The sequence below is a fragment of the Serratia myotis genome, assembly GCF_027474885.1.
In the GTDB taxonomy this organism is placed as follows: domain Bacteria; phylum Pseudomonadota; class Gammaproteobacteria; order Enterobacterales; family Enterobacteriaceae; genus Serratia; species Serratia proteamaculans.
The window spans coordinates 3810402-3836946 of the sequence record NZ_CP099707.1; the positions used below are offsets into that span (position 1 = coordinate 3810402).

Consider the following 26545-nt stretch of genomic DNA (forward strand, 5'->3'; position numbering starts at 1 on the left):
CAATTGATTTTGAACAAAAAATAAACATAAAAATCACAAACAGTTTACACTCACCGCGCCATTCTCTCAATGAATCCAGAACAACAGCAGGGAAATTCAGGCCAGGCTTAGGGTTGCAGCAAGCTCAGCAACCCGGCGGCCTTGTTTTCAATTTCCTGCCACTCTGCGGCGGCGTCAGAGCCGGCCACGATGCCCGCACCGGCATACAGCCACAATCCCTGGTCATCGAGCTGCGCGCAGCGCAGGGACACACAAAACTCACTGCGGGAAGAAGACAGGTAACCGGCAGATCCGGCGTACCAGCCACGGTCGAAAGGTTCGTGTTGCAGGATAAACTCGCGGGCCGCCTGGCGTGGGAGCCCGGCAACCGCCGCCGTGGGCTGCAAGCGCTGCAGGCAATCGGCATCGTCACCCTGGTTGAGCCGGCCTTCAATGCGACGCCGCAGATGCTGCACCTTACGCAAGCGCACCACCTCCGGCGGCAACACATCCACCGCATCGGCTCCCCCTTGCAGACGTTGGCAGATGTCATCCACCACCAGCAGATTCTCATGCTGGTTTTTGCCATCCTGCAATAACCACTGCGCCAGCGTCTGAGCCTGCTGTCGATCGGGGTGATTGGCCACGGTGCCCGCCAGCGCCTCCGTCTGCAGATGGCGACCGTTGCGCAGATACAGCCTTTCCGGACTGGAGCCGAGAAAGGCGCAATCTGCATCAAAGCGCAGCATAAAGTGGTAGCAGCGGTGGTTCACCCGGCGGCTGGCGTCCATCATCGCCGGTGCAGACAGCGGGCAATCCAGCGTCAGTAACGTACTGCGCGCTAACACCACCTTCTCCATCCGTTGCCGACCTATCGCTTGCAGTGCGTCGTGCAGCATGATTTCCCACCCGGCAAAATCCGGTTGATGCTGCACCTGGGTCACCTGCGCCTTTAATGGCGTGATGGGCCTTGCCAACGAGAGCTGCTCCAGCCCGTGGCCGGCTAACGCCGCATCTTCACGCAGCGAGCTGGCAGAAAACAGATTCAGAGTTAATTGTGTTTCACCGTCACGGCTCAGAATTTCCAGCCGTGGCAAAAATAAATGGGCCACACCGTCAAAAGCATTCAGCCCCCATACCCGCGCTCCCTCATGCTCCCTGAGAAATGCCTGTGCCTGCCGTGGCTGGCTAAACTGACACACTGCGCCGCAGACTGCCGCCTCCTCATGCCCATCGCGATGACGCCAATAAAATTGCGGGAATGCCGCTTGCGCCGCCAGCCACTCCAGCAAATGGTCGGCTAACGGTGCCGGTACGGGAAGTGAAAGCTGCCGGAAACCACCCACAGCTGAAAAAGGTTGTTCAAGCTGCTGGCGTAACCGCCTCAGCAATCCCGAAAGTTGTTCCACGACCACCTCAATAACCAAGCTTAATGTAAGGAATTATACGGCAAATCAAGGCAGGACGGCGGAAAAATAGCGTTGGGGATCAACGTCAGCGGCCTTTAATTGTTTATTAAAATTAAACAATTAGTTCAAAAAACGGCCAACATGCCATTATGCAGCTATACTGAGAAGGCATGTTCCTGCCTGCTGCGAACCCACGCCAAATCTGCCCGGCGCTAAAAACAGGATATTCACGATCTCCCAGCGGTTTCACCGGCTGCCCTTTGGGTCAGATGTAAGGAGCTTTTGTGTGAAAGAAATACTAATAAATTGGTTAAAAAAACAACGCAGAACACCGAAAGTAAAATCTTTACCCGCCCGGCGCAGCAAGGGCGAACCCGAGCCTAGCGGCGGAACGATCAAGGCCGAGCTGTTTTCTGTCGATCAAATGGAGCGCTATGGCCAACGTCTGGCGCGCTCCCACAAGCTGGCGACGCGTAAGACTCCCTACTACTTGCTGAAACGACTGGATGATAACGAGCGCATCCTGGCGGAAAGCTGCCATCAACTCAGCAATGGCAAGAAAGCCAGCATGACCCCCGCCGGCGAATGGCTGCTGGATAACTACTATCTGATCGAAGAACAAATCCGCGTCGTGCGCCATCATCTGCCGAAAACCTTCGGGCGCGGCCTGCCGCAATTAAGTGCACCGCATAACTGTCCACGCATCTATGACGTCGCTTCGGAAGCCATTGCACACGGCGACGGCCGCTGGGATGCCGAGAGCCTCACGCGCTATATCGCCGCCTATCAAAAAGAAGCCAATCTGACATTGGGGGAACTTTGGGCGCTGCCTGGCATGCTGCGCCTGGCGTTGATCGAAAACCTGCGGCGCGTCAGCGTTGAGGTGGCCCAGGCGCAGCAGGAGCGCAATCTGGCCGACAGCTGGGTGACTAAAATGCTGGAATCGGCGGAAAACGATCCGGCCAATCTGATCGTGGTGATTGCCGACATGGCGCGATCCAATCCCCCGCGCACCAGTGCCTTCGTCGCCGAGCTGGTTCGCCGCCTGCAGGGTCACGGCACCATGCTGGCGTTGCCGCTCACTTGGGTGGAGCAGCGCCTGGCGGAAGTCGGCCTGACCTCCGACGAATTGATCCACCGCTTTAACCAGCAATTGGCGGTCAGCCAGCTGTCGGTTAGCAACAGTATTTCCGGGCTGCGCCAACTGAGCGAAATGGACTGGGCTGAATTTGTCGAAACCATGAGCCAGGTGGAACAAACTCTGCGCCAGGATCCGGCCGGGGTTTACCCGTTGATGCACTTCACCACCCGCGACAACTACCGCCACGTGATTGAAATGCTGGCGCGGCATTGCCCGCACAATGAGGTGCAGGTCGCCCAGCATGTGCTGAATATGGCACGCATTGCGGCTGAAATTCCCTCCAGCGATCCACGTTGCAACCACATCGGCTATTACCTGATTGATGATGGTCGCCCGGAGCTGGAGCAACAACTTGATGTGCGCCTCGGCCGTATTACCCGCCTGCGCCATGCGTTGAGTCAGGCGCCGCTGCTTTCCTGGCTCGGCAGCCTGAGTCTGATCACCACCGCCTGCTGCGCCGAGCTGCTGCGCCACGCTTACAGCACCGGCATCAGCTGGGGGCTGGCGCTGTTGTTTTTCCCCATGGCGATCGTCATCAGCCAATTCGTGCTCAACCTGCTCAGCGAGGTCACTACCCGCAGCCGTACCCCACAACCGCTGCCGAGGCTCGATTTCTCCTGCGGCATTCCGGCCGAGTTCCGTAGCCTGGTGGTGATACCGACGCTGATTGACAGTAAAAGCGACGTCGATAAGCTGATCAATGCTCTTGAAGTCTGTTATCTGGGCAACGCGATGAAACATCTGCACTTTGCCCTGCTTACCGACTTCAACGATGCCCCGCAACAACAGCACGCGGACGATGCCGAACTGCTGGCCTATGCCAGCCAACAGATGGAGGCGTTGAACGGGCGCTATCCTTGTGAAGGACCCAGCCATTTTTTCCTGTTTCACCGCAACCGTGAATGGAACGAAAAACAGGGCGTGTGGATGGGACTGGAGCGTAAACGCGGCAAACTGAATGCGCTGAACGACTGGCTGCGCAACCGTGGCAACGCCTTCTGCACCCAGATTGGCGACGGGCTGGAAGTGCTGAAAAACGTCAAATACGTCATCACCCTGGACAGCGATACCGTCTTGCCGCGCGAAAGCGCCCACCAATTGATTGCCGCCATGGCCCATCCACTCAATCAGCCCCAGTATGACGCGCGTCAGCAACGGGTGGTGGAAGGTTATGCCATCCTGCAGCCACGCATGGCCGAGGAGATCCCAAGCTATGGTCAGGGCCGTTATGCCGCGCTGTGCAGCAGTACGCCGGGTAACGATCCCTATACGCTGATGGCCTCGGATATCTATCAGGATTTGTTTGGCGAAGGCTCGTTTATCGGTAAGGGGATTTACGACGTAGACGTGTTCTCACACAGTCTGAAGGGAACCTGTCCGCCGAATCTGGTGCTGAGCCACGACCTGCTAGAGGGGTGTTATGCCCGCTCCGGCCTGCTGAGTGACGTGCTGCTGTATGAACAGTATCCCAGTAATTATCTGGTAGACGTGGCGCGGCGTTCGCGCTGGATCCGCGGTGACTGGCAACTGCTCAACTGGCTACTGCCACGGGTGAAAACCGCAGACGGCAGCCGTACCGCCAACCCGCTGAGCACCCTGTCGCGCTGGAAGCTGTTCGATAACCTGCGTCGCAGCCTGACGGCACCCAGCCTGCTATTGCTGTTGTTTTGCGGCTTCGTCTGGCTGCCGAATACCCGTTACTGGCTGGCGGTGTTCGCCATTATTCTGCTGCTGCCGACCCTGTTGGCGCTGGTGCAGGACATCGTGCACAAACCGCCTCGCAGGCCGTTCCTGCAGCACCTGTTGTTGGCGCTGAAAGGCTCACTGCGCCGACTGTCGCAGGTTGGATTACGGCTGGCCACGCTGCCGCATGAAACGCTGTACAGCCTGAAAGCGATTGCCGTCACCCTCTGGCGATTGCTGATCACTCAACGCAACCTGCAGGAGTGGACCAGTTACGATCAATCCAAAGCCCGCCAGCAGGTCACGCTGAAAAACTTCTACCGCGCGATGTGGATCAATCCGGTGACCGGCCTGGTGCTGCTGTTCTTCACCCTGATGCATAACCCGATGGCGCTGTTTATCACTCTGCCGCTGGCCGCCCTGTGGATGCTGGCGCCGTTGCTGCTGTGCTATCTCAGCCACGAACCCCAGCGCAGTAAAACCGCCATTAACGATGAACAGCGGCGCTTCCTGCGCCATACCAGCCGCCAGACCTGGGACTTCTTCAATACCTTCGTCAATCAACAGGAAAACTGGCTGCCGCCGGATAACTATCAGGAAATACCCGAACCGGTCGTCGCGCACCGCACTTCACCGACCAATATCGGGCTGTCGCTGCTGGCGAACCTCACTGCCTATGACTTTGGTTATCTGACGCTCAGTGAGGCACTGCGGCGTATCGAGCTGACGCTCAATACCCTCGACCGCATGGAACACTATCGCGGCCACCTGTACAACTGGTACGACACTCGCACGCTGGAGCCTCTGACCCCGCGTTATATCTCCAGCGTCGACAGCGGCAACCTGGCCGGTCACCTGTTGACCCTCAGCGCCGGCTTGCCGGCCCTGGCTCACCAACCGGTCATTGACCCGCAACAGATGCTGGCCGGGCTGGGCGACAGTTTGCAACTGCTGGAGCAACATTGGGGCGACGCTGCGCCGAAAAACCTGTCGAAGCTGCGTAATCACTGGGAGCGAGCGCACCACAGCCACCCCGCCGCCCTGCTGGCGGAGCTGAATGCCATGCGCAATTACAGCAACGGGCTGCAAGAGCCGGCACTGAATCACGATGAGGAAACCCAACGCTGGGCCGGTGCACTGCATCAACAGCTCAATGAGCTCTGTGCGGAATGGGCGCAGTGGTGCGACTGGCTGAGCGACGGTCTGTCAGAACTGGAACAGGTGCCCAGCCTGCACTGGCTGGCTAACCCACCGGGAACCTTGAAGCTGTCGCCGGAGCAGCAAAGCCAACTCGAGGCAGCCAGCGCCCTGGCGCAGGAACGACTGACCCAGTTGTACAGCCTGCAGCAGCGGCTGGAAAAAATGGCGCAGATGGACTTCCACTTCCTGTATGACGAATCGACCCATTTACTGACCGTCGGCTTTAACTGCGATCAAAACCGCATGGACAGCAGTAAATACGATCTGCTGGCATCGGAGATCCGCCTGACCAACTACGTCGCTATCGCCACTAACCAGGTACCGCAACGCAGTTGGTTTGCGCTTGGCCGCTTGTTCACCGTGATCGACCGTGAACCGGCGCTGATGTCGTGGAGCGGTTCGATGTTTGAATACCTGATGCCGCAGTTGGTGATGCCCGCCTACCCTGATTCGCTGCTGGTGCAAATGTGCCGGGCGGCGGTGGAACGGCAGATTGCCTGGGGCAAGGAACGCGGCGTGCCCTGGGGCATTTCCGAATCCGGCTACTTTGGCTTCGATGCCGATCAGAACTACCAGTATCATGCCTTTGGCGTGCCCGGACTGGGCCTGAGACGCGGGCTGGGTGACGATATGGTGGTCGCACCTTACGCCACGCTGATGGCGTTGATTGTTGATCCGCACGCCGCCTGCAATAACCTGGTCACGTTGGAACAAAACGGCGCCAAAGGCCGCTATGGTTTCTACGAGGCGCTGGATTACACCACTGCCCGCCTCAGCCGCGGTCAGTTGTACGTAATTATCCGTTCTTATATGGCGCACCATCAGGGCATGAGCTTCCTGGCCCTGTCGCACCTGCTGCTGGATGCGCCGATGGTGGCGCGCTTTGCAGACTATCCGGCATTCCAGTCGACACGCCTGCTGCTGCAGGAACGGGTGCCGGATGCGGTTGAGCTGTACAGCACCCGCCGCCACTTCGAAACCCATGAGGGCACCATTACCCCGGCCAGTTTCGCCGCACGCGAATTCAACCGGGTGGACTCGCCGATCCCGGAAGTGCAGTTGCTGTCCAACGTCAATTATCACCTGATGCTGACCCAGGCGGGTGGCAGCTACAGCCGCTGGCAGAACCTGGCGCTGACCCGCTGGCGTGAAGATGCCACCTGCGATAACTGGGGCGCTTTCTGCTACCTGCGCGATCCGCAAACCGGCGAGGTATGGAGTAATACCTGGCAGCCGATCGGCGGTGCTGCCAAGGGGTACAGCGCCGTATTCAACGATGCCGGCGCCGAGTTCCAGCGCCAGCAGGGCGCGTTGTCGGTCAAAACGCAGATCGTGGTGTCACCGGAGGATGATATCGAGCTACGCCGGGTGACGCTGATCAACCGTGGTAAACAGCCGCGGACTATCGAAGTCACCAGCTATGCGGAAGTGGTGCTGGCGCCGGCCGGCAACGATCTGGCTCACCCGGCCTTCAGCAACCTGTTTGTACAAACCGAGCTGCTGGCGGATCAGGACGCTATTTTGTGCCACCGCCGCCCACGCGAACCGCAAGAGAAATGCCCGTGGTTGCTGCATATGATGACGGTACAGGGCCGCAGCAGCCAAACGTCGTTTGAAACCGACCGTGCCAAATTTATCGGCCGTGGCCGTACCCCGGCCAACCCCCAGGCGCTGTATCAAAATACGCCGCTGAGCAACAGCGCCGGTCCGGTGATTGACCCGATCATCGCTATTCGCCAGCGCGTGGTGTTGGAACCGAACGTGCCGCTGACGCTGGATATTTTCTATGGCGTCTGTGAAGACCGAGTCAGCAGCCTGGCGATGCTGGAAAAATACCGCGACCGTCATCTGGCGGACCGCGTGTTTGAACTGGCCTGGTCACACAGCCAGGTGGTACTGCGCCAATTGAATGCCAACGAGGAAGACGCCAACCTGTTCAATCGCCTGGCCAGCGCGGTGGTGTTCCCGGCGCAGGAAATGCGCGCTGCCAGCAACGAGATTATCCAAAACCGCCGTGGCCAGTCAGGGCTGTGGGGACATTCGATCTCCGGCGATCTGCCTATTGTGCTGCTGACCGTCACCGACGGTGAAAATATCGAGCTGGTGCAGCAGCTGATCCAGGCGCACAACTACTGGCGTCTGAAAGGGCTGCAGGTGGATCTGGTGATCCTCAACGAAGACGTCGGCGGCTACCGCCAGGAGCTGCAAAATCAGATCATGAGCCTGATCGCCGCCGGGATGGAATCTACCCAGACCGACAAGCCCGGCGGCATCTTCGTGCGCACCAGCGAACATATGTCACCGGATGATCACCGCCTGCTGCTCAGCGTGGCGCGGATTTATCTCGACGATCGACGCGGTGGACTGACCGAACAGCTCAATCAACGCCTGCAACTGCCGCAAATTCTGCAGCAACCGCTGTCGCCAGTGACCGCCTCGTCGAAACTGGCCACGGTGGACAATCTGCCGCGCAACCTGCATTCACCGCAGTTGCCCGCCATTGACGCACTGCAGTTCTATAACGGTCTCGGCGGCTTCTCGGAGGATGGCCGTGAATATGTGATTGCGATGAATGAAAGCAAGATCACCCCCGCGCCCTGGTCAAACGTGATCGCCAACCCGATGTTCGGCTCGGTGATCTCGGAAAGTGGTCAGGCATACACCTGGTACGAAAACGCCCATGAATACCGCCTGACGCCGTGGGATAACGATCCGATCTGTGACCGCAGCGGGGAAGCCTTCTATCTGCGTGATGAAGAGAATGGGCATTTCTGGTCGCCCACACCGTTGCCCGCCCGCGGCCGCGGTCACTATCTGACCCGCCACGGTTTTGGCTACAGCGTGTTTGATCACCGCGAAAACGGTATCGACAGCCAGCTCACCGTGCTGGTGGCCAAAGAGGCACCGGTCAAACTGTTCCTGCTGACGCTGACCAACACTTCCGGGCGCACGCGCAAGCTGTCTGCCACGGGCTATGTGGAGTTTATCCTCGGCGATCTGCGGCAAAAATCCGCCATGCACATCGTCACCCAGGCGGCAACGCTCGAGAGCGGCTGCGGGATCCTGGCCACCAACCACTACGGCAGCAGCGGATCGGAACGCACGGCTTTCTTTGGCGTGACCGGTGTGCACTGTTCGATCAGCGGCGATCGGCGTGAATTCATTGGCCGCAATGGTTCGCTAACCAATCCGGCGGTGCTGAAGCTGCGGCGGCTGTCTGGCAAGGTCGGCGCAGCCATGGATCCCTGTGGCGCCGTGCAGTCGGCCATCAGTCTGATCGACGGCGATCAGCGCAGCTTTGTATTCGCCCTCGGCTTGGGGCAAAACGCCGATGAGGCCCAGGCGCTGCTGCAAAATTACCTGCGGGAAGACAGCCTGCAAGATGAACTGCAGCAGGTCGCCGCGCATTGGGACGGCATTCTCAACAAGGTGCAGATCGGCACGCCGCAGCCGGCCGTCGATCTGCTGGCCAACGGCTGGCTGCTGTACCAGACCCTGTCCTGCCGAATTCAGGCGCGCAGCGGTTACTACCAATCCGGCGGTGCCTTTGGCTTCCGCGATCAGCTTCAGGATACGCTGGCATTGACCCACGCCGCCCCTGAGCGCCTGCGAGAACAGATCCTGCTGTGCGCCTCACGTCAGTTTGTCGAAGGCGACGTGCAGCACTGGTGGCACCCGCCACAGGGTAATGGGGTGCGCACGCGCTGTTCAGATGACTATCTGTGGCTACCGCTGGCGATTTGTCACTATCTGGACGCCACCGACGATCAAAGCATTCTGGACGAACAGGTAGGTTATCTGGAGGCACGCAAGCTGGCGCCGGGCGAGGAATCTTCCTACGAACAGCCGGCCCTGAGTGCAACGCAGGAAACCCTGTACCAGCACGGCGTGCGAGCGTTGAAACACGGCTTGACCTTCGGTGAACACGGTCTGCCGCTGATGGGCGCCGGTGACTGGAACGATGGCATGAATATGGTGGGCCTGGAGGGCCGCGGTGAGAGCGTGTGGCTCGGTTTCTTCCTGTTCCATATTCTGCAGCGCTACGGTGAACTGGCACAACGCCGTAACGACGCCGACCTGGCCACGCAGTGTCGTCAACAGGCCGCCACCCTGCGCGATAATCTGCGCGACCACGCCTGGGACGGCGAATGGTATCGCCGGGGCTATTTTGACAGTGGGGAACCGCTGGGATCTCATCAGTCGGCCGAGTGCCGTATCGATGCCATCGCCCAGAGCTGGTCAGTGCTGTCCGGGGCCGGCGATCAGCCGCGCAGCCTGCAGGCCATGCAGTCACTGGACAAACATCTGGTCGACGATCAGGCCGGTCTGATCAAATTGCTGACGCCGCCGTTTGACGGCAATGGCCCTAATCCTGGCTATATTCGCGGCTATCTGCCCGGCGTGCGGGAAAATGGCGGTCAGTATACCCATGGCGCCGTATGGGCGGTGATGGCCTTCGCCGAGATGGGCAATATTGAACGCGCCTGGGAATTGATGGCGCTGATCAACCCGATCAACCATAGCCTGGACAGCACCGCCGCCGAGCGCTACAAGGTCGAACCTTACGTGGTCACCGCCGATATTTACGCGGTGGCACCGCATGTTGGCCGTGGCGGCTGGAGTTGGTATACCGGTTCGGCCGGCTGGATGTACCGGCTGATCCTCGAGTCTCTGCTGGGGCTGAAACGCCATGGCGATCGGCTGACCGTCAACACCCGTCTGCCAGCCGACTGGCCGCAGGTGACGGTTAACTATCGGGAAGGAGGCAGCGAGTATCAGTTGATTGTCCGCCAGGGACAGGGAGATGCGCAGGTGACTGTCGACGGTGAAAAACAGCCGGAGGCCGTGATCACACTGCTGGACGATGGGAAAGTCCATCAGGTGGAGGTCACGCTGGGGCAGTAAATGTCAGGGCGCGGCGGTTGCCGCGCCCACCTTCTGACAGGCGTTATTTACGCGCCAGCAGCAAGCCCAGTACCAGACCGACCGTCGCGCCGATGCCCACGCTGTGCCATGGGTTTTCACGCACGTAACCGTCGGTGCGGCAAACCGCATCCTTGGCCCGTGCATAGTAGGACTCGGTAGAGTCAGCCAGCCGTGATTTGACCTCGCTCAACGCCTCTTCGGCATGAGCCTTGATGTCAATATAGGCCTGATCGGCACGATCGCCGGAGTACTTCAACACTTCTTCCAGCGTGTCGCTCAGCATTCTCAGATCGTCATCGAGCGTGGTTTGATCCGCATCCGTATTTCTCGCCATGTTAAGTTCTCCGTGATAAAAAATGAAACGGCCCTTAACTATAGACAAGGATCACCGCTCTTCGCCATCAGACTATCGGCTAAAATCAGAACACCAGCTGTACCTTGGCCGCCTGACTCTTGTCACCGGCAAAGGTCAACGCCTGTGCCAGTTGCTGATTATCAAACTCGGCAGACAGTAGCGGCAACGGATTGACGGTCCCCTCGGCCAACCAGGCCACCGCCAAATCAAACTCTTCAACAAAACGAAACGATCCCAGCAGAGTCAACTCCTTGGCGATCAGCAACATCAGTGGGAAGTCAGGGAAACTGCCGCCCATGCCTACCTGCACTACCGTACCTTTGGCACGGGTGACTTCCAGACAACGCTGCAACGACAGTGGGTGGCCGGAAACTTCAAAAGCGATATCAAAGGCCCCCTTTTCCTGCTGGTAGGGGCTAAAATCGTCATTGTCGGCATGCAGACAACGGGTCGCCCCCATTTTCTGGGCAATATCCAGGCAACGCGGGCTGAGATCGGCACAGACAATTTCGTCGGCGCCCAGCGCCTTCAGTGCCGCTACCAACAAGCAGCCAATCGGGCCAACGCCGGAAACAAACACCCTTTTCCCTTTAACCTCACCCGGCTGTTTCGCCGCGTGGATCACCACCGCCAGGGGTTCGGCAAACACCATCACCTTTTCATCGCGATCGGCATCGAAGGCAATGCACTGGGCGCTATCGACCACCTTGTACTGAGTAAAGGCGCCGTCAACATGCGGGAAATACATCGCGCTGCCGAAGAAACGCATTTGGGTACATTGGTTTTGCTGACTCGCCAGGCAATACTTGCACTGTCCACAGGGTTTACTGGGGTTTAACGCCACCTTCTGCCCCACTGGCAGCCGCGCGGTATCACTGGCCACCACTTCACCGATCACCTCATGGCCGAGCACCATCGGCTGCCGCACCTGAAAACTGCCGACTTTGCCTTCCTGGTAATAATGCAGGTCGGAACCGCAGATGCCGCCACGGGTGATTTTCACCAGCGTACCGATCCCCTGATAATCCACTTCCTGCTCCACCACCGCCACGTCATATTTGCCGTTTACCACGCAGGATTGGGTTTGAATTTTCATCATGATTTTCCCTTGAGCAGGCGGCTAGACCGCAGCGGACATGCCGCCATCGACAAACAGCAGATGACCATTAACAAAATCCGAGGCTTTGGACGACAGGAACACCGCCGCACCGATCAGCTCCTGCGGATCGCCCCAGCGGGCGGCCGGGGTACGCTTGGTCAACCAGGCGGTAAACTCCGGGTTATCCGCCAGCGCCTGGGTCATCTCGGTTTTGAAATAGCCCGGTGCGATACCATTGACCTGAATGTTGTAGCGTGCCAGCTCCACGCACATGCCACGCGTCAACATTTTTACCGCACCTTTGGAGGCGGCATACGGCGTGATGGTGTCGCGGCCCAGTTCGCTCTGCATCGAGCCGATATTGATAATTTTGCCGCTTTGGCGCTGCACCATATGGCGCGCTACGGCTTGTGACACCATAAATACCGCCTTCTGGTTGACGGCGATAATGTCGTCCCAGTCTTTTTCCGGAAATTCGGTAAACGGATGACGGCGCTGAATACCGGCGTTGTTGATCAACACATCAATCCCGCCGCTTTCCGCCTCGATTTTTTCTATCGCGGCATGAATAGCCTGTGAGTCGGTGACGTCGAAAGCCGCCGCATCGGCGCGGAACCCTTCACGGCGCAGTGTTTCAACCGCACGCTGGGCGTTTTCCTGAGTGGTGGCATTGACCAGAATATGGGCGCCATACTGCGCCAGCCCACGAGCCAGCAGAAAACCAATGCCTCGAGAAGCGCCGGTAATCAGTATTTTTTTGTTATCCAGTGAAAATAAGGTGTTCATAACGTTCCCCGGCAATAGCATTTGGATAGGACTGACGCCTATCTCAGCGGATCGTCGTCGGTAAAAACGTGATAAAGATCACTTAAAACAGTGTTACTAAAAGCTGTTACCTTTAACGTGAAGCCGCGCATTCACCCGGGGCAGGGAATTACCATATTTAATTGAAAAACATGAAGTTTATACTTTACGGCGTCGATTGTTATCACCAGATCGATTTGTTAACATGGCAGAATTAGCCATCTTTCCGCTCCACCCTGTTAAGGCCCCTGAATGAAGAACCAACGCGTCACGCTGCAGGACATTGCACTGCTCGCCGGTGTGACCAAAATGACCGTCAGCCGCTATCTGCGTACGCCGGAAAAGGTGGCGGCCGAAACCGCCGCGAAAATTGCCCAGGTGATGAAAGAAGTTAACTTCACCGACAGCGATGAGGCGCGCTCAACTCAAAAACCGCGTATTGGCGTGTTGATCCCCTCCTTCAACAACCAGATTTTTGCCGATCTGCTGGCCGGTATCGAATCCATCACGCTGGAGCACGGCTATCAAACCCTGGTGGTGAACTATGACTACAGTCGTCAGCGGGAAGAAGAGCACATTATCCAGCTGCTGGCCTACCCGATCGCCGGGTTGATCCTCACCGATTCAGAGCACACTCTGCGGGCGGAAAAATATCTGGCGGCGGCAAAAATCCCGGTGGCGCAGGTCATGGATCTTGAAGGACCTGAAGGACGGATCGCCGTGGGGTTCGATAACTATCAGGCGGGTTTTGACATGACCGAAGCGCTGCTCGTCAGCGGTAAACGTCAGGTGGTTTACTTTGGCGCCATGTCCGACGCACGCGACACCAAACGTTTCCAGGGCTATTGCCGGGCGATGGAGAAGCAGGGGTTGATGCCGCGGCAAATCACGCCGCATCGGGTGTCATCGGTCTCGGTCGGCTCCGACATGCTGGCGATGGCGCGACAGCTCTACCCCGATTTGGATGCTATCTTGTGCACCAATGACGATCTGGCGGTGGGCGTATTGCAGGCGTGTCTGCGGCTCGGGCTGAAGGTCCCGCAGGATATCGCCCTGTCAGGTTTTCACGGTCTGGATATCGGTAAGGCTACCACGCCGGGGATCGCCAGCGTGATCACCCCAAGATTTGATATGGGCAAGGTCGCTACAGAGATTTTGCTGAAACGCATCAAAGGGGTGCCCTGCATTGAGCGCGTTGACCTGCACTACCGCATTTCACTCGGCGGCACCATTTAAATCAGCGGTTAACATGCTCGGTAACAGCCGTTGTCTGTTTAGGTTTATCTTTGCGCGCCGCCAGCCACAGGCCGCTGTTTTTCATCGCGTAGCCGAATACCAACCCCACCAGCAAGGACAGGGTGACCAGCGGCCAGTCACCGCCACCGGCGAAGGTGGCGCAGGCGCCAATAAAGGTGCCGGGTACAAACCCCAACCACTGCTGCCTGGCCTGAATGCACATCAGGAAGGCCACCGCACCGGTTAACAGGTAGCCGAGCATGCTCCAGGCGGGCGCCAATTCGCTGCCGTGAATGATCACCATCGCCCAAAAGATCCCGCTGCAACAGGTTAGCGTGCTGATCAACAACCCTTTCAGCCCGCCCTGTGGGCAAGCAAAATAGGCCGTACAGCCCAGGAAACCGGCCCAGCTGATCAGCCCCAGGCTAACCGCCACCCAGCCCCACACGCCGGACAGGATCCCGGTCGTCACAGCAATGGCAAAAATAACGTTCATAAACCGACCCGCAGCAGAGAAAGCGCGCAGTTTACTCGAAAATCGGCAATATTATGTGATGAAATTCACATAAAACATGTAATGAGAAACATGGTAATTACAGAGTTGTGGAATTTGTCACAAAAAAAACCAGCGTGGCAAGCACGCTGGAAATGACACACAACAACACCAGGGAAATCGGATCGCCACATTGCGCAGCGACTAGAGACTTATACCCTACCAACTTCAACTTTCAGTCAATCAGACATCCAGCTTGGAAGACGACGGGTATCTCAGCGCGGGAAGCCCGCACGGGTCACCATGAAGCTCAAAATTAAGCACACCACGGCACTGACCATAAATAACAGATTGACCGCCAGATGCAGGCTGGCATGGTCGATCACTACCCCCAACAGGATCGGGACCCAGTTGGCGATATAAGCAATAACGTAAAACAGTGAAATCAGTCTGGCATGGCTGGCCTTCGGTGAAATCAGGTTCACCAGCGTGGCACTGCCGACAAAAATAGCCCCGTAGGCATAACCGGCAATCACCATGCCGGCACTGGCCAGACCCAACGAGTTGATCTGAATGGCTTCGGCAAACACCACCACCGACAACGCCTGCGCCAGACAACCAAACATCAGCGAGTGGCGCGCATTAACGCGGCGACTCAGGATCTGGCTGATACCGGCAATCACCAGGTAAACCGCAATCACATAGCCGTAAACGCCGCGGCTATGCATACCCAACAGCTTTTCCGACACGCTCGGACCGATCGCCAGAATACTGGCGGCCACCGCCCAACAGATAAACAGTGCGCCGGCACACAGGTAGAACTTGCCGCCGGTAGCGCGCAGGCCGTCAGCCAACGAACTTTTCTCTGCTGCGGCATCACTCCCCTGCGCCCCGCTTAACGGCACGGCAACGGCTTCAACCGGCCATTTCAGCATCACGCCCAGCGCGGCCACGGCGGCCACCGCCATAATGATAATGAACGGCAGCGAGGTGGTATGGAACCCGGTTTGCAGCGCCACACCGCTGAAAATCGGTCCCAGTGCCAGGCCGGTGGTGAATGACAGCGTGGCAATCAGCGCCGCATTTTTCCCGCCGTCTTTCGGCCCAAAACGCACCAATGCAATGTTGGCCGCTCCGGTCAACGCCCCGGTGCCGATCCCGGCCAGCAAACGTGCCATAAACATCATCAAAAACGAATCGGCCATCGAGAACAACAAGGCCCCGGCCAGCACCACCAGCAAAGCCGGTACTATCATGCTGCGCAGGTCTTTCACCTTACCGGCCATGTTGCCCACGCCGAACAGCGAGATCAGCACACCGGCGGCATAGGCACCATAAATGACCGTCAGGCTGACCGAGCTTAACGCCAACTCATGTTGATAAAGCGGATAAAGCGGCGTCGGCGCACTGCTGTTGAGCAATGCAGACATTAAGGCCAGGGCTAAAAACAGCAGGATGGCAAAATGCGACGTGCCCGAATTCGCTTTAGCCGCTTCATCAACAGCCACACCTTCAGACATTCTTCTCTCCCGAAATAATCTGGATAAACACTAAACCCTGAAAACCAAACTCATCAGGAGACGCGTTCATCATACCTTTCGGGTATAACCGTCAAAATAGCCAAGAATGCATCATAGTGATTCATTAATGCATTCTGTTGCATGCAAAACTACACCGCTTCGGCCTTGGCGACCTTCGCCGGCGCGCGTTTTAAAATAGCCAGCGCGCCGGAAAGTATAATCAGCGCCATACCACCCGCGGCAATATAAGACAGCGTCTCGCCAAACAGCAGATAGCCGAGCAGCGTGGAGAAAATGATGGTGCTGTAGGACAGAATACTGACGATCACCGCGTTGCCGCTGCCATAGGCACGGGTCATGGTGATCTGCCCCAGGCTGCCAAAAACGCCGATGGCACCAACGCACAGCATCATGGCGCTATCCAGCGTGGTGAAGCCCACAACCGTCGTCATCACGCCACCCACCAGGGTGCCCACCAGCGAGAAGTAAAATACCACCCGCAGTTCCGGTTCACCGCTGCGTACCAGTTTGCCGACGTTAAAATAGGCCAGCGCGGTCAACAAGCCAGACAACAGGCCAATCAGCGTAGCGGCATACTCACCGTTCGGCGTATCAGGGCGCAGCAGGACCACAATGCCGATAAAGCCCAGCAGCACCGAGAACAGCAGCTTGCCGGTCAACTGCCCTTTCGACGTCACAAAGGCGATCGCCGACTGGAAAATCGGGTTGGTGTAGCCCAGCGTGGTGGCGGTGGCGATCGGCAGGTGGATCAGCGAATAGAAACCGCAGTACATCGCCACATTACCGATGGCGGCGCGCTTCATATGCAGACCCAGGTGCCGGGTGCGAAAGCCGAGGTTTTTAACCTGAATTAACGCAGCGACGATCAGCACGTTAATCACCGAGCGGTAAAAAATGATGTCGAAAAAGCCGACTTTGGCCGAAGCCAGTTTGATGCTGGCCCCCATCAGCGCAAAGAACCCGCTGGCGACAACCATCCACAAAGCAACCATGATTCCCTCGGTATACCGCCCCCAATGGGCAATAAAATAAAACGGGGCGAATGTATTCGCCCCCTACAGGTAACGCAATCGACAACGCTGTAGCTTGAAAGATGCCGGGGATATTATTCGGCGGCTTTCACCGTCAAGGGCTTGTTATCGGCGCAAGCAAAGAATACCAGCATCTCGGCACCTTTATCGCCGGAAACGCCCTGATGCACGATATCTACCGTGTCGGTAAAGGAGTCGCCCTGCTTAAAGGTGTGCTTCACGCCGGTTTTCTTTACCGTCAGTGAGACGCTGCCACCGGTCATATACACCGCGCTAATGCACGGATGGGTATGCCAGGCGAGCACCTTGTTCGGCTCCACCGTGACCTTCAACATGGTGATTTGCGGGGCGCCGGCCGGATAATGCTGGTACGGCGAACCTTCCCACGAGGTCTCGGTTTTCAGCAGGGTTTCTTTGGTAATGCCTTCGCCGTGATCGTCAGCGGCCTGGGCATAGCCCTGAAATGTCATCATTAATGCCAGAAGTGCCAGTTTATACATTGTTATCGCTCCATGACTACTGTGAACAAAATAGAATGGCGTGATACAAAAGCAATAATGACGGCTCCCGCAGTTTGTGGGCTACGTCCTTACAAGCCTTTGATACGCTGCTCGTATTCTACGATGCTCTCGGCATAGTATCGATTAGGCGCCACATGATTACCTACCAACACTTCTATCAGGAACGGTCCTTCGTGCTCAGCCGCAGCGGCTAACGCCTCATCCAGTTCTTCCAGCGTGGCTGCTTTGGCAGAAGAAACCCCCAGACTGTTGGCGAAGGCCTTCCAGTCGTGATTCGGCAGCGCCGTATAGTCCGCCGAGACACCACGGTTCTGCAAGGTATCTATGTGCATCGCACCATGGGCGCAGTTATTCATCACCACAAAGATCATTTTGACCTGATAACGAGCCGCAGTCTGGATCTCCATGCCGTGCATCAGCATACAACCGTCGCCGGTGACCACCACACAATCACGGTGCGGCGCCGCCAGCTTGATGCCGATACCGGCACAAATCGCCCAACCCATCGGTGCCAGGGAACTTGAGGTATGATAATCACCACGCCCGCTGGCCAGCCAATGATGTGCCATAAAGATCCGGTGCGCACCGGAGTCGACCACCACGTTAGTGTCCTGATTCATGCGGCTGCGAATGCGTTTGATGGCATCGCCGGGGTACATATTGGCTTCACCCAGGGCAAGACGCGCCTGTAAATCGGGCCTTTGTTGCTCCAGCGGCAGTGAACGCACCTGTTCGAGCCAGCCATTGCGCAAGCTTTTGATACCGACCAAATGCGCATCTTCATCGCTGACTGCATCCAACAGGTGGTGCAGCGTGCCGGTCAGGCTGGAGAAAATCTGCATGTCCGGCTGATAATGCGAACTGACCTTGTCAAAATCTTCATCAATTACCACCAGCGTTTTGGTGCCATGCAGCCGCGGGTTCCAGTTCAGGCTGTCGCGCTGGCTGAGATCGCAGCCCAGCACCAGCAGCACATCGACTTCGTCGCCATTGATGGTTTCCACCGCCCGGGTGTGACCGGCGAAGCCATACAGCCCCAGCGCCAGTTCGTGTCCTTCGGGAAAAGCGCCCTTGCCGGACAGCGTAGTGGCGACCGGCAAACGGTATTTCTCCGCCAGGCGCAACAACAGTGCGGCATCCAGCGGGTTATTCATGCGGTTTCCCACCAGGCAGGCAACGTTCAGCCCGCGCAGCAGATAATCGTCCACGACCTGCTCCAGCGCCTGCTGGTCGATCGCTGCTTCGCGGCACTGCGGCGTACGCTGCGGGCTGGCTTCATAATTGCCGGCCACCCCTTTCTTTTGCATATCAACCGGCACGCTTAAATAAGCACGGCCTTTACGCTGGGTGTTCAGGCAGGACAAACTGCGCCGCAGCTCGTGCTGCAACGTAAGGTTATTTTTCACTTCTATGGCGGCGGAAAGCAGCGGTTTGACGATAGTCAGCTCATCGATGCCGCTATTGCTGCCGTCCTGGAAAGCGCCCTGCGCTTCATGATAAGTGGCGATCCCGCCGGCCAGATACAGCACCGGGATTTTATCGGCCTGTGCCGCGGCCATTGCCGGCAGGAAATTCATGGTGCCGGGGCCGGAGATACCCAGGCAGACGCCAAATTTGCGATTAGCACGGGCGTAGCCATCGGCCATAAAACCGCAGGCGGTTTCATGAGCACCGACGATGCCGGTAATGGCTGAATGTTCAATGGATTTAATCAGTGGGTACACCAGCTTGCCGGGTACCAGGAAGATGTGCTGAATGCCGCGTGCTTCAAGACTCTGGATAATCACATCAGCGTTACTTTGCTCTGCCGCTTTCGCGCCGGGCGTTGCAATAACCCTGACACCGTCCGCAGTTGCCAGTGCAACGGGGGTGTATAACTTCTCTGCGTGAGACTCCATTTTTAATGTCCAGTCGTGGTAGGCCAACCTGATTCAGAGTCGATCCCACCAGGCTGTTAGCCAACAGAGACAGGCTCTCATACGCATCTGTTTATGCGTTTAGGGTAACACTGGCACGAAATGTGCGCCAGATCACAGCATAAACGTTGATAAGCATAAAGATTGTCGGGTAAAAATAAAGATGCAAAACTGCTTCACGTTGATGCATTTATTCATATCCTGAAACATAATAAATAATTATGATACGTGGGCTCCATTTGCAGCCTAAACCAGAGCCAGTACGGTTGCGCAAGAATGAACATCGACAAGGCCGATAAGCCTGTACAAAGGAAATGGCATGATGAATTGGGATGACGCACGCTTCTTCCTGGCAGTAGCACGCTGCGGCACTTTACGAAAGGCCGCCAATGAACTACACGTCGACCAGGCCACCGTCGGACGGCGCATTACCGCTTTTGAAGAGAGCCTCGGCTCCAAGCTGTTTATCCGCACGCCGAAATCATTTTCCCTCAGCCCCCTGGGCGAGGAAATGCTGGCGGACGTCATGAATATGGAAAACGCCGTGCAGGCGATTGGCCGTAAAGCCACCAGCGGCGACGACAGCCTGTGCGGCAATGTGCGCATCGCCACCACCGATACCATGGCCGAGGCCTTTGTCATCCCGGCGCTGAAAGCACTGCGGGAGCAACACCCGCTAATCACCGTCACTATGCTGACGGCGGTGAATATCTCTGATATTTCCTACCGTGGGGCAGATCTGGCGATCCGCGGCGCACGGCCCGAATCCGATGAGTTGATTATCAAACGCATGGCGACCATCGAAATGGGCTTGTACGCGACGCAGGACTACCTCGACAAACACGGCCTGCCGACCAAGGGTGACCATCTGCGCGGTCACGATCTGCTGATGTTCCCGCGTGAACTGGTACCCCGTCACTGGAACGACTTTTGTGGCGAAGCGCTGATCGATCCCAACGTGGTTCTGCAGTGTAATTCACAGTTACTGCTACGCTCGGCGACCCGTAACGGCTTGGGGATTGGGCTGCTGTCCTCCTTCCTGGCGGATAAAGACCCGGATCTGGTGCGCATCTTCCCGGAGAATAAAGACTGGGTCGATATCTGGCTGGTGCTGCATCCCGATCTGCAGCGTGCCGCGCGGGTACGTGCCGTCGTGCAGGCACTGGAAGCCTCGTTTCAAAACAATCCCGGCTGATCTCCCGCCTCATAAAAAAAGGTTGCCGAAGCGACCTCAGACTGCTGACAAAGCCCGTTATTAGGGAGAGCGTGCCGAAGGGGTCGTAGCGGCTTGCCCGCCGGAGCGCCCCTCGGTGCGCTAGGCCCGGGTATCTCGGCTTCAATGACGATTTCATCTTCATCAAACTCAAAAAAAGGGCGCCAAATGGCGCCCTTTTTTACTGCCTTGCTGCCAATCAGAACATCGGCTGTGCCATCTGCACCAGCGTAATCAGTGGCTGTGGATAAACACCCAACAGCAGCACCAACGCGGCGGAGATCAGCACTACCACACCGCCTGCGGTCAACGCCCAGTTGTTCGGGGTATCGCGCTGCAGCGCTTCCGGCGCACTGAGGAACAGGCTGACGGTTACACGCAGGTAGTAGTACAAACCGATGGCGCTGCCCAGCACCACTGCGCCGGTCAACCACCACAGGTGAGCACTGACGCCCATCGCGATAACAAAGAACTTACCGATAAAGCCCAGGGTCATCGGGATACCGGCCAGTGACAGCATCATCACCGTCATGACCGCGGACAGAATTGGCTTATGCCAGAACAGACCACGGTAGGAGAACAGTGAGTCGGCGTCCGGGCCACGGTACGGGCTGGACATCAGGCTGACCACGCCGAACGCGCCCAGGCTGCTGAACAGGTAACCGGCCAGGTAAACCCCGGCAGTTTCCAGCGACAGCTGATGGGTTTGCACCGCAATCAACGCCACCAGCAGATAACCCAGGTGGGCGATCGACGAGTAACCCAGCAGACGCTTGATGTTGGTCTGGCTGATGGCCATCAGGTTGCCGAACAAAATTGAGCAGACGGCAATGATTGACAGCACCATGCGCAGCGCTTCGTTGTCGGCAGCCGGTGCATACAGGAACAAACGCATCACTACGGCAAAGATCGCAATCTTGCTGGCGGTCGCCAGGAAGGTTGAAACCGGCGCAGGCGCACCCTGATACACATCCGGCGTCCACAGTTGGAAGGGTACCAACGACAGCTTGAAGCCCAGACCAACAATCATCATGCCCATACCCGCCAGGATCAGCGGCTGGTGCATCATGTTTTCTTGCATGCTTTTGCCCAGGCCGGCCAGTGACAGGTCACCGGACTCCGCATACAGCAGCGCCATACCGAACAGCAGGAATGACGACGCGGCAGCAGACAGCAACATGTACTTGATAGCCGCTTCCAGCGGACGCTTCTGGCGGTAGGCATAGCCCACCAGGCCAAACAGCGGCAGCGAGATCAGTTCAATACCGAGGAACAGCGACGCCAGATGGTTGGCGCTCGCCAGCAGAATGCCACCCATGGTCGCAATCAGCACCAGCAGATAGAACTCTTCGCGGTTGTCCGGGTAACCGACCAGCCAAGGATAGGCAAAGGTACAGGTCGCCAGACTCGCCAGTATCACCAGCCCGGTATAGAACATCGAGTAGCCGTCTACCCGCATCAGCGGGGTGACGTCCATTGGGCCTACCTGGCCAACAAAGTACAGTGAAAGCAGCGCCAGGTTGAGACCGATCACGGTCAGGGTGGCGTTGATAAAGTGGTCGCGTCGCCACGCAATGCCTAGCATCACAACCACCACCGTCAATCCGACGATCAACAGTGGTAACAATGCGATCAGTTGTTGAGGAGTTATTGTCATGGCGAATTACGGCCTTGTTGTTGAAATTGCTGAAACTGACGAACCAAACCAGTGTTGCACGTTGCTCATCGCCGCATTGGAAGTATCCAGAATCGGCTGCGGGTAAACCCCGAGCAGAACCAGCAATACCACCAGCAACAGAACGATAAACAGCTCACGCGCGGTCATGCCCGGCAACGGTTGGTCAGATTTGGCTTTGCCGTAATAGGCGCGCTGCATCATGATCAACGAGTAAACCGAAGCAAACACCAGACCGAAGGTAGAAATCACGGTGATCACCGGCACAACCTGGTAGCTGCCGAACAGGATCATGAATTCACCGACGAAGTTACCGGTACCCGGCATCCCCAGCGTCGCCACTGCGAAGAACAGCGACAGCGCAGGGATGTATTTGATACGTCCCCACAGGCCGCCCATTTCACGCATGTCACGGGTATGCAGACGTTCGTACAGCTGGCCACAGATGATGAACATACCGGCCGCAGACAGGCCGTGCGCAATCATCTGGATCACCGCGCCCTGGTAAGCCAGTTGGCTGCCGGTGTAGATGGCGATCAGCACGAAGCCCATATGGGAAACCGAGGTGTAAGCAATCAGACGCTTGATGTCGGTCTGCGCAAACGCCATCCAGGCGCCGTAGAAGATACCGATCACACCCAGCCACATGGCGATAGGTGCAAACTCGTGCGACGCTTCCGGGAACAGCGGCAGGCTGAAACGCAACATGCCGTAGGCCGCGGTCTTCAGCAAGATCCCCGCCAAGTCCACAGAACCTGCGGTAGGGGCCTGGCTATGCGCATCAGGCAACCAGCCGTGCAGCGGTACCACCGGCATTTTCACCGCGAAGGCAATGAAGAAGCCCAGCATCAACAGGTATTGCACGTTGTGCGACATTGGCGTCTGCAGCAGGTCTTCGTAATCGAAGGTCCACACGCCGGTCGCGTTATAGTGCACGAACACCAGGCCCATAATCGCAATCAGCATCACCAGACCGCTGGCCTGGGTATAGATGAAGAACTTGGTGGCCGCAGTGATGCGGGTTTTCCCGTCCGACGCCTTGTGACCCCAGAGCGCAATCAGGAAGTACATCGGCACCAACATCATTTCCCAGAAGAAGAAGAACAGGAACATGTCGATGGCGAGGAACACGCCGATTACCCCACCCAGGATCCACAGCAGGTTCAGGTGGAAGAAGCCCTGGTATTTCTGGATTTCACGCCAGGAACAGAGGATCGCCAGCACGCCCAGCAGGCCGGTCAGCACCACCATCAGCAGTGACAGGCCATCCAGCGCCAGGTGGATGGAAATGCCAAAGCGTGGGATCCACGGCAGCAGGAATTCAGACTGCCACTGCGGAATGCCTTTCGGCGTAGTCAATGTGTAGCCACCCTGCATCCACAGATACAGAGAAAGCGCCAATGTCAGCCCCATTGCGATCAACGCAATCCAGCGCGGCACCTTAGTACCGAAGCGCTCAAACTGCCAGCACAGCAGACCGCCAATAAAGGGGATAAGAATTAGCCAAGGTAATAGCATGGCGTTTTGTGTCCCTTATACGAATAATTTCAAACTTTGTACGTAGCGCCTGCCCTGCAGGGCGCTACGCCCGAAAAATGCGTCTGTTTAAATTATTCAATTAAACCAGAATCAACAGAGCCAATACGACCACTGCACCCACACCCATAGACGCTATATACCAACGCACCTGACCGTTCTCGCTCACTGTCAGACCTCGGTTCCCCCAGCGGGAGAAGATGGCCGGCAGATTCATCATCGAGTTCAGCGGATCACGCTGCAGCAACTTCGCAATACCCAGGTACGGCTTGACGAACACTTTGTCGTACAGCCAGTCGAAGCCCCAGGCATGGAACCACCAGGTCGAGAAGAAACGTCCCGGTGCGCTCTTGGCAATGCGGGTCACCAGGCTACGTTTGCCCAGCCACAGTGCCGCCGCCAACAGGATGCCGACAATAGCCACTACGCCGGAGGTGATCTCCAGTTGCAGTACGCTACCGTGCGCCAGCTCGGTGGTGTCTGGCAGTACGCCCTGCAGTGGCGGAACGATCATCGCGCCAACGAAGGTGGACAGCACCAGCAGAACCAACAGCGGCAGGTGGTGAGTGATGCCTTTACCGGCATGCGCTTTGATTTTCTCTTCGCCATGGAACACGATGAAAATCATACGGAAGGTGTACAGCGAGGTCATGAACGCACCGATCAGACCGGCAATCATCAGGTTGATGTGACCGTTAGCCATCGCACCGGCCAGGATCTCATCCTTACTGAAGAAGCCTGCGGTGATCAGCGGCAAGGCCGACAGCGCAGCGCCACCCACCAGGAAGCAGACGTAAACCAGTGGAATGCTCTTGCGCAAGCCACCCATCTTGAAGATGTTCTGCTCGTGATGGCAGGCCAGGATCACCGAACCGGAGGACAGGAACAGCAGCGCCTTGAAGAACGCATGGGTCATCAGGTGGAAGATAGCCGCATCCCACGCCTGCACGCCCAACGCCAGGAACATGTAGCCAATCTGGCTCATGGTGGAGTAGGCAAGTACGCGTTTGATATCGGTCTGCACCAGCGCAGCAAAGCCGGCCAGCACCAGGGTCACCGCCCCGATAATCCCCACCAGATGCAACACTTCCGGCGCCATCAGGAACAGGCCGTGAGTACGGGCAATCAGATAAACGCCCGCGGTCACCATGGTCGCCGCATGGATCAGTGCGGAAACCGGGGTTGGACCCGCCATCGCATCTGCCAGCCAGGTCTGCAACGGCAACTGCGCCGATTTACCGACCGCACCACCCAGCAACATCAGGGTAGCCCAGGTGATCGCGGTATCGCCGATCGCCAGTTTTTGCGGTGCCAGGATCATCAGTTCGCGGATGTTCAGCGTGCCCAGCTCGTTGTAGAGAATGAACAGCGCAAACGCCAGGAACACATCACCAACGCGAGTTACGATGAAGGCTTTCATCGCTGCCGCACCGTTGGCCGGATCCTTGTAATAGAAGCCGATCAACAGATAGCTGCACAGGCCCACGCCTTCCCAACCCAGGTACAGCAGCAACAGGTTGTCTGCCAGTACCAATATCACCATGCTGGCGATAAACAGGTTGGTGTAAGCGAAGAAGCGTGAGTAGCCCTCTTCACCGCGCATGTACCAGGAAGCGAACATGTGGATGAAGAAGCCCACGCCGGTCACCACTGACAGCATGGTCAACGACAGGCCATCCAGCGTCAGAGTCACGCCAATGTTGAAGTTACCGACGCTCATCCAGTTCCACAGGCTTTGCTCAAACAGCTGCACGCCAGTGGCTTTCTGGGCGAAGAAATCCATCCCCACATAGACCGTGACCAGAGCAGCCAGGCCGATAGAGCCTACGCCGACGGTTGCCGAGGTGTTCTCAGACCAGCGGCCACGGGAAAAGGCCAACAGCAGGAACCCGATCAGCGGTAGCAGAATAGTTAAATATAATAGGTTCATCCGCGCATCTCACTGACAGTATCAATATTCAGGGTATGACGACGACGGTAAAGCTGCAGCAGCAATGCCAGACCAATACTGGCCTCGGCGGCTGCCAGGCTGATCGCCAGGATATACATCACCTGCCCGTCCGGTTGGCCCCAGTAGCTGCCCGCAACGATAAACGCCAATGCTGCGGCGTTGATCATCACTTCCAGACTGATCAGCATAAACAGCAGATTGCGACGGACCAGCAACCCGGTCAGACCCAGGACGAACAGGATCGCCGCCAGGATCAGGCCATGTTGAAGAGGGATCATGCTTGCTCCTCCGATTTTCTTCTCGCCATTTCGCTACTGGCCGGGGCGTTGCTCAACACCTCACCCGGTTTGTGCTCACGGCCAATGTGGAAGGCAACAACCAGACCTGCCAACAGCAGCATTGAAGCCAGCTCAACCGCCAGAACGTAAGGACCAAACAGGCTGATCCCCACCGCTTTAGCGTCAACCATCTCACCGCTGATACCCTGATCGGACACGCTGCGGATAGCGACAATCAGCACCGCCAACAGCGCCAGCGACAAGATGCCAGGGCCGATCCACACCGACGGCTTCAGCCAATCGCGCTCTTGCTGCTGCACCGCGTTGCCGAGGTTCAGCATCATCACCACGAACACGAACAACACCATGATGGCGCCGGCGTAGACGATGATTTCCAATGCCGCGGCGAAGTACGCGCCGAGTGAGAAAAAGACTGCAGAGATCGCCAGTAACGAAACGATCAGATACAGCAACGCATGCACAGGATTGGTATGCGAGATCACGCGAATTGTCGAGATCACCGCAATAAAACCTGCCAGATAAAAGGCAATTTCCATG

Annotated in this window: 17 protein-coding genes; 3 read left to right on the forward strand and 14 right to left on the reverse strand. The window is 57.3% G+C overall.

What is annotated here, in order from left to right:
- Positions 1-107 precede the first annotated feature (107 nt).
- Positions 108-1388 carry an isochorismate synthase MenF gene (gene menF / locus NHG65_RS18060; protein WP_207978846.1) on the reverse strand — a complete coding sequence of 427 codons (1281 nt, stop codon included), beginning with the start codon at positions 1386-1388 and terminating at the stop codon, positions 108-110.
- Between the two features lie 286 nt (positions 1389-1674).
- Between menF and NHG65_RS18065 the strand changes: the two genes are divergently transcribed.
- The gene (locus NHG65_RS18065) at positions 1675-10317 is read left to right on the forward strand and encodes a glycoside hydrolase family 94 protein (protein ID WP_499182511.1); all 8643 of its coding nucleotides are present in this window, start codon (positions 1675-1677) and stop codon (positions 10315-10317) included.
- A 43-nt stretch (positions 10318-10360) separates the two neighbouring features.
- Here the strand turns inward: NHG65_RS18065 and elaB are convergent, their stop codons facing one another.
- From elaB to idnO, 3 genes are all read right to left on the reverse strand, one after another.
- Entirely contained in the window at positions 10361-10672 is a 312-nt protein-coding gene (gene elaB / locus NHG65_RS18070) for a stress response protein ElaB (protein WP_112348855.1), read from the reverse strand.
- An 85-nt stretch (positions 10673-10757) separates the two neighbouring features.
- On the reverse strand, positions 10758-11789 hold the full coding sequence (gene idnD, locus NHG65_RS18075) for an L-idonate 5-dehydrogenase (RefSeq protein ID WP_499183493.1): 1032 nt from the start codon (positions 11787-11789) through the stop codon (positions 10758-10760).
- A gap of 24 nt (positions 11790-11813) precedes the next feature.
- The gene (gene idnO, locus NHG65_RS18080; protein WP_085117744.1) at positions 11814-12578 is read right to left on the reverse strand and encodes a gluconate 5-dehydrogenase; all 765 of its coding nucleotides are present in this window, start codon (positions 12576-12578) and stop codon (positions 11814-11816) included.
- 270 nt (positions 12579-12848) lie between these two features.
- Between idnO and NHG65_RS18085 the strand changes: the two genes are divergently transcribed.
- On the forward strand, positions 12849-13832 hold the full coding sequence (locus NHG65_RS18085; RefSeq protein ID WP_499182512.1) for a LacI family DNA-binding transcriptional regulator: 984 nt from the start codon (positions 12849-12851) through the stop codon (positions 13830-13832).
- A gap of 1 nt (position 13833) precedes the next feature.
- Here the strand turns inward: NHG65_RS18085 and NHG65_RS18090 are convergent, their stop codons facing one another.
- The 5 genes from NHG65_RS18090 to NHG65_RS18110 all read right to left on the reverse strand — a co-directional run bounded on the left by NHG65_RS18090 (position 13834) and on the right by NHG65_RS18110 (position 19316).
- Positions 13834-14328, reverse strand: coding sequence for a DUF1097 domain-containing protein (locus tag NHG65_RS18090; RefSeq protein WP_099061597.1), 495 nt, complete (start codon positions 14326-14328; stop codon positions 13834-13836).
- A 272-nt stretch (positions 14329-14600) separates the two neighbouring features.
- Entirely contained in the window at positions 14601-15845 is a 1245-nt protein-coding gene (locus NHG65_RS18095) for an MFS transporter (protein ID WP_099061598.1), read from the reverse strand.
- A gap of 149 nt (positions 15846-15994) precedes the next feature.
- Entirely contained in the window at positions 15995-16858 is an 864-nt protein-coding gene (locus tag NHG65_RS18100) for a DMT family transporter (RefSeq protein WP_499182513.1), read from the reverse strand.
- Positions 16859-16971: 113 nt separating this feature from the next.
- Positions 16972-17397, reverse strand: a complete 426-nt coding sequence (locus tag NHG65_RS18105) for a cupin domain-containing protein (RefSeq protein ID WP_499182514.1) — start codon at positions 17395-17397, stop codon at positions 16972-16974.
- Positions 17398-17486: 89 nt separating this feature from the next.
- On the reverse strand, positions 17487-19316 hold the full coding sequence (locus NHG65_RS18110; RefSeq protein WP_499182515.1) for a thiamine pyrophosphate-binding protein: 1830 nt from the start codon (positions 19314-19316) through the stop codon (positions 17487-17489).
- Between the two features lie 337 nt (positions 19317-19653).
- Here NHG65_RS18110 and NHG65_RS18115 point away from each other — a divergent pair, with 337 nt between their 5' ends.
- Positions 19654-20529, forward strand: a complete 876-nt coding sequence (locus tag NHG65_RS18115; protein WP_099061602.1) for a LysR family transcriptional regulator — start codon at positions 19654-19656, stop codon at positions 20527-20529.
- Between the two features lie 217 nt (positions 20530-20746).
- Here NHG65_RS18115 and nuoN read toward each other — a convergent pair whose 3' ends face one another.
- From nuoN to nuoJ, 5 genes are all read right to left on the reverse strand, one after another.
- Positions 20747-22204, reverse strand: a complete 1458-nt coding sequence (nuoN, locus tag NHG65_RS18120; protein ID WP_112348849.1) for an NADH-quinone oxidoreductase subunit NuoN — start codon at positions 22202-22204, stop codon at positions 20747-20749.
- Between the two features lie 6 nt (positions 22205-22210).
- Positions 22211-23740 (reverse strand): NADH-quinone oxidoreductase subunit M, encoded by a 1530-nt coding sequence (gene nuoM, locus NHG65_RS18125; RefSeq protein WP_099061604.1) that lies wholly within the window; start codon positions 23738-23740, stop codon positions 22211-22213.
- Between the two features lie 100 nt (positions 23741-23840).
- Positions 23841-25688 carry an NADH-quinone oxidoreductase subunit L gene (nuoL, locus tag NHG65_RS18130; RefSeq protein ID WP_099061605.1) on the reverse strand — a complete coding sequence of 616 codons (1848 nt, stop codon included), beginning with the start codon at positions 25686-25688 and terminating at the stop codon, positions 23841-23843.
- A complete protein-coding gene (nuoK, locus tag NHG65_RS18135) occupies positions 25685-25987 on the reverse strand; it encodes an NADH-quinone oxidoreductase subunit NuoK (protein ID WP_012146014.1) in 303 nt (100 codons plus the stop codon). The genes nuoL and nuoK overlap by 4 nt, the downstream gene beginning before the upstream one ends.
- Complete coding sequence (nuoJ, locus tag NHG65_RS18140; RefSeq protein ID WP_085117771.1) at positions 25984-26544, reverse strand: NADH-quinone oxidoreductase subunit J; 561 nt, start codon at positions 26542-26544, stop codon at positions 25984-25986. The genes nuoK and nuoJ overlap by 4 nt, the downstream gene beginning before the upstream one ends.
- Between the last annotated feature and the right edge of the window lies 1 nt (position 26545).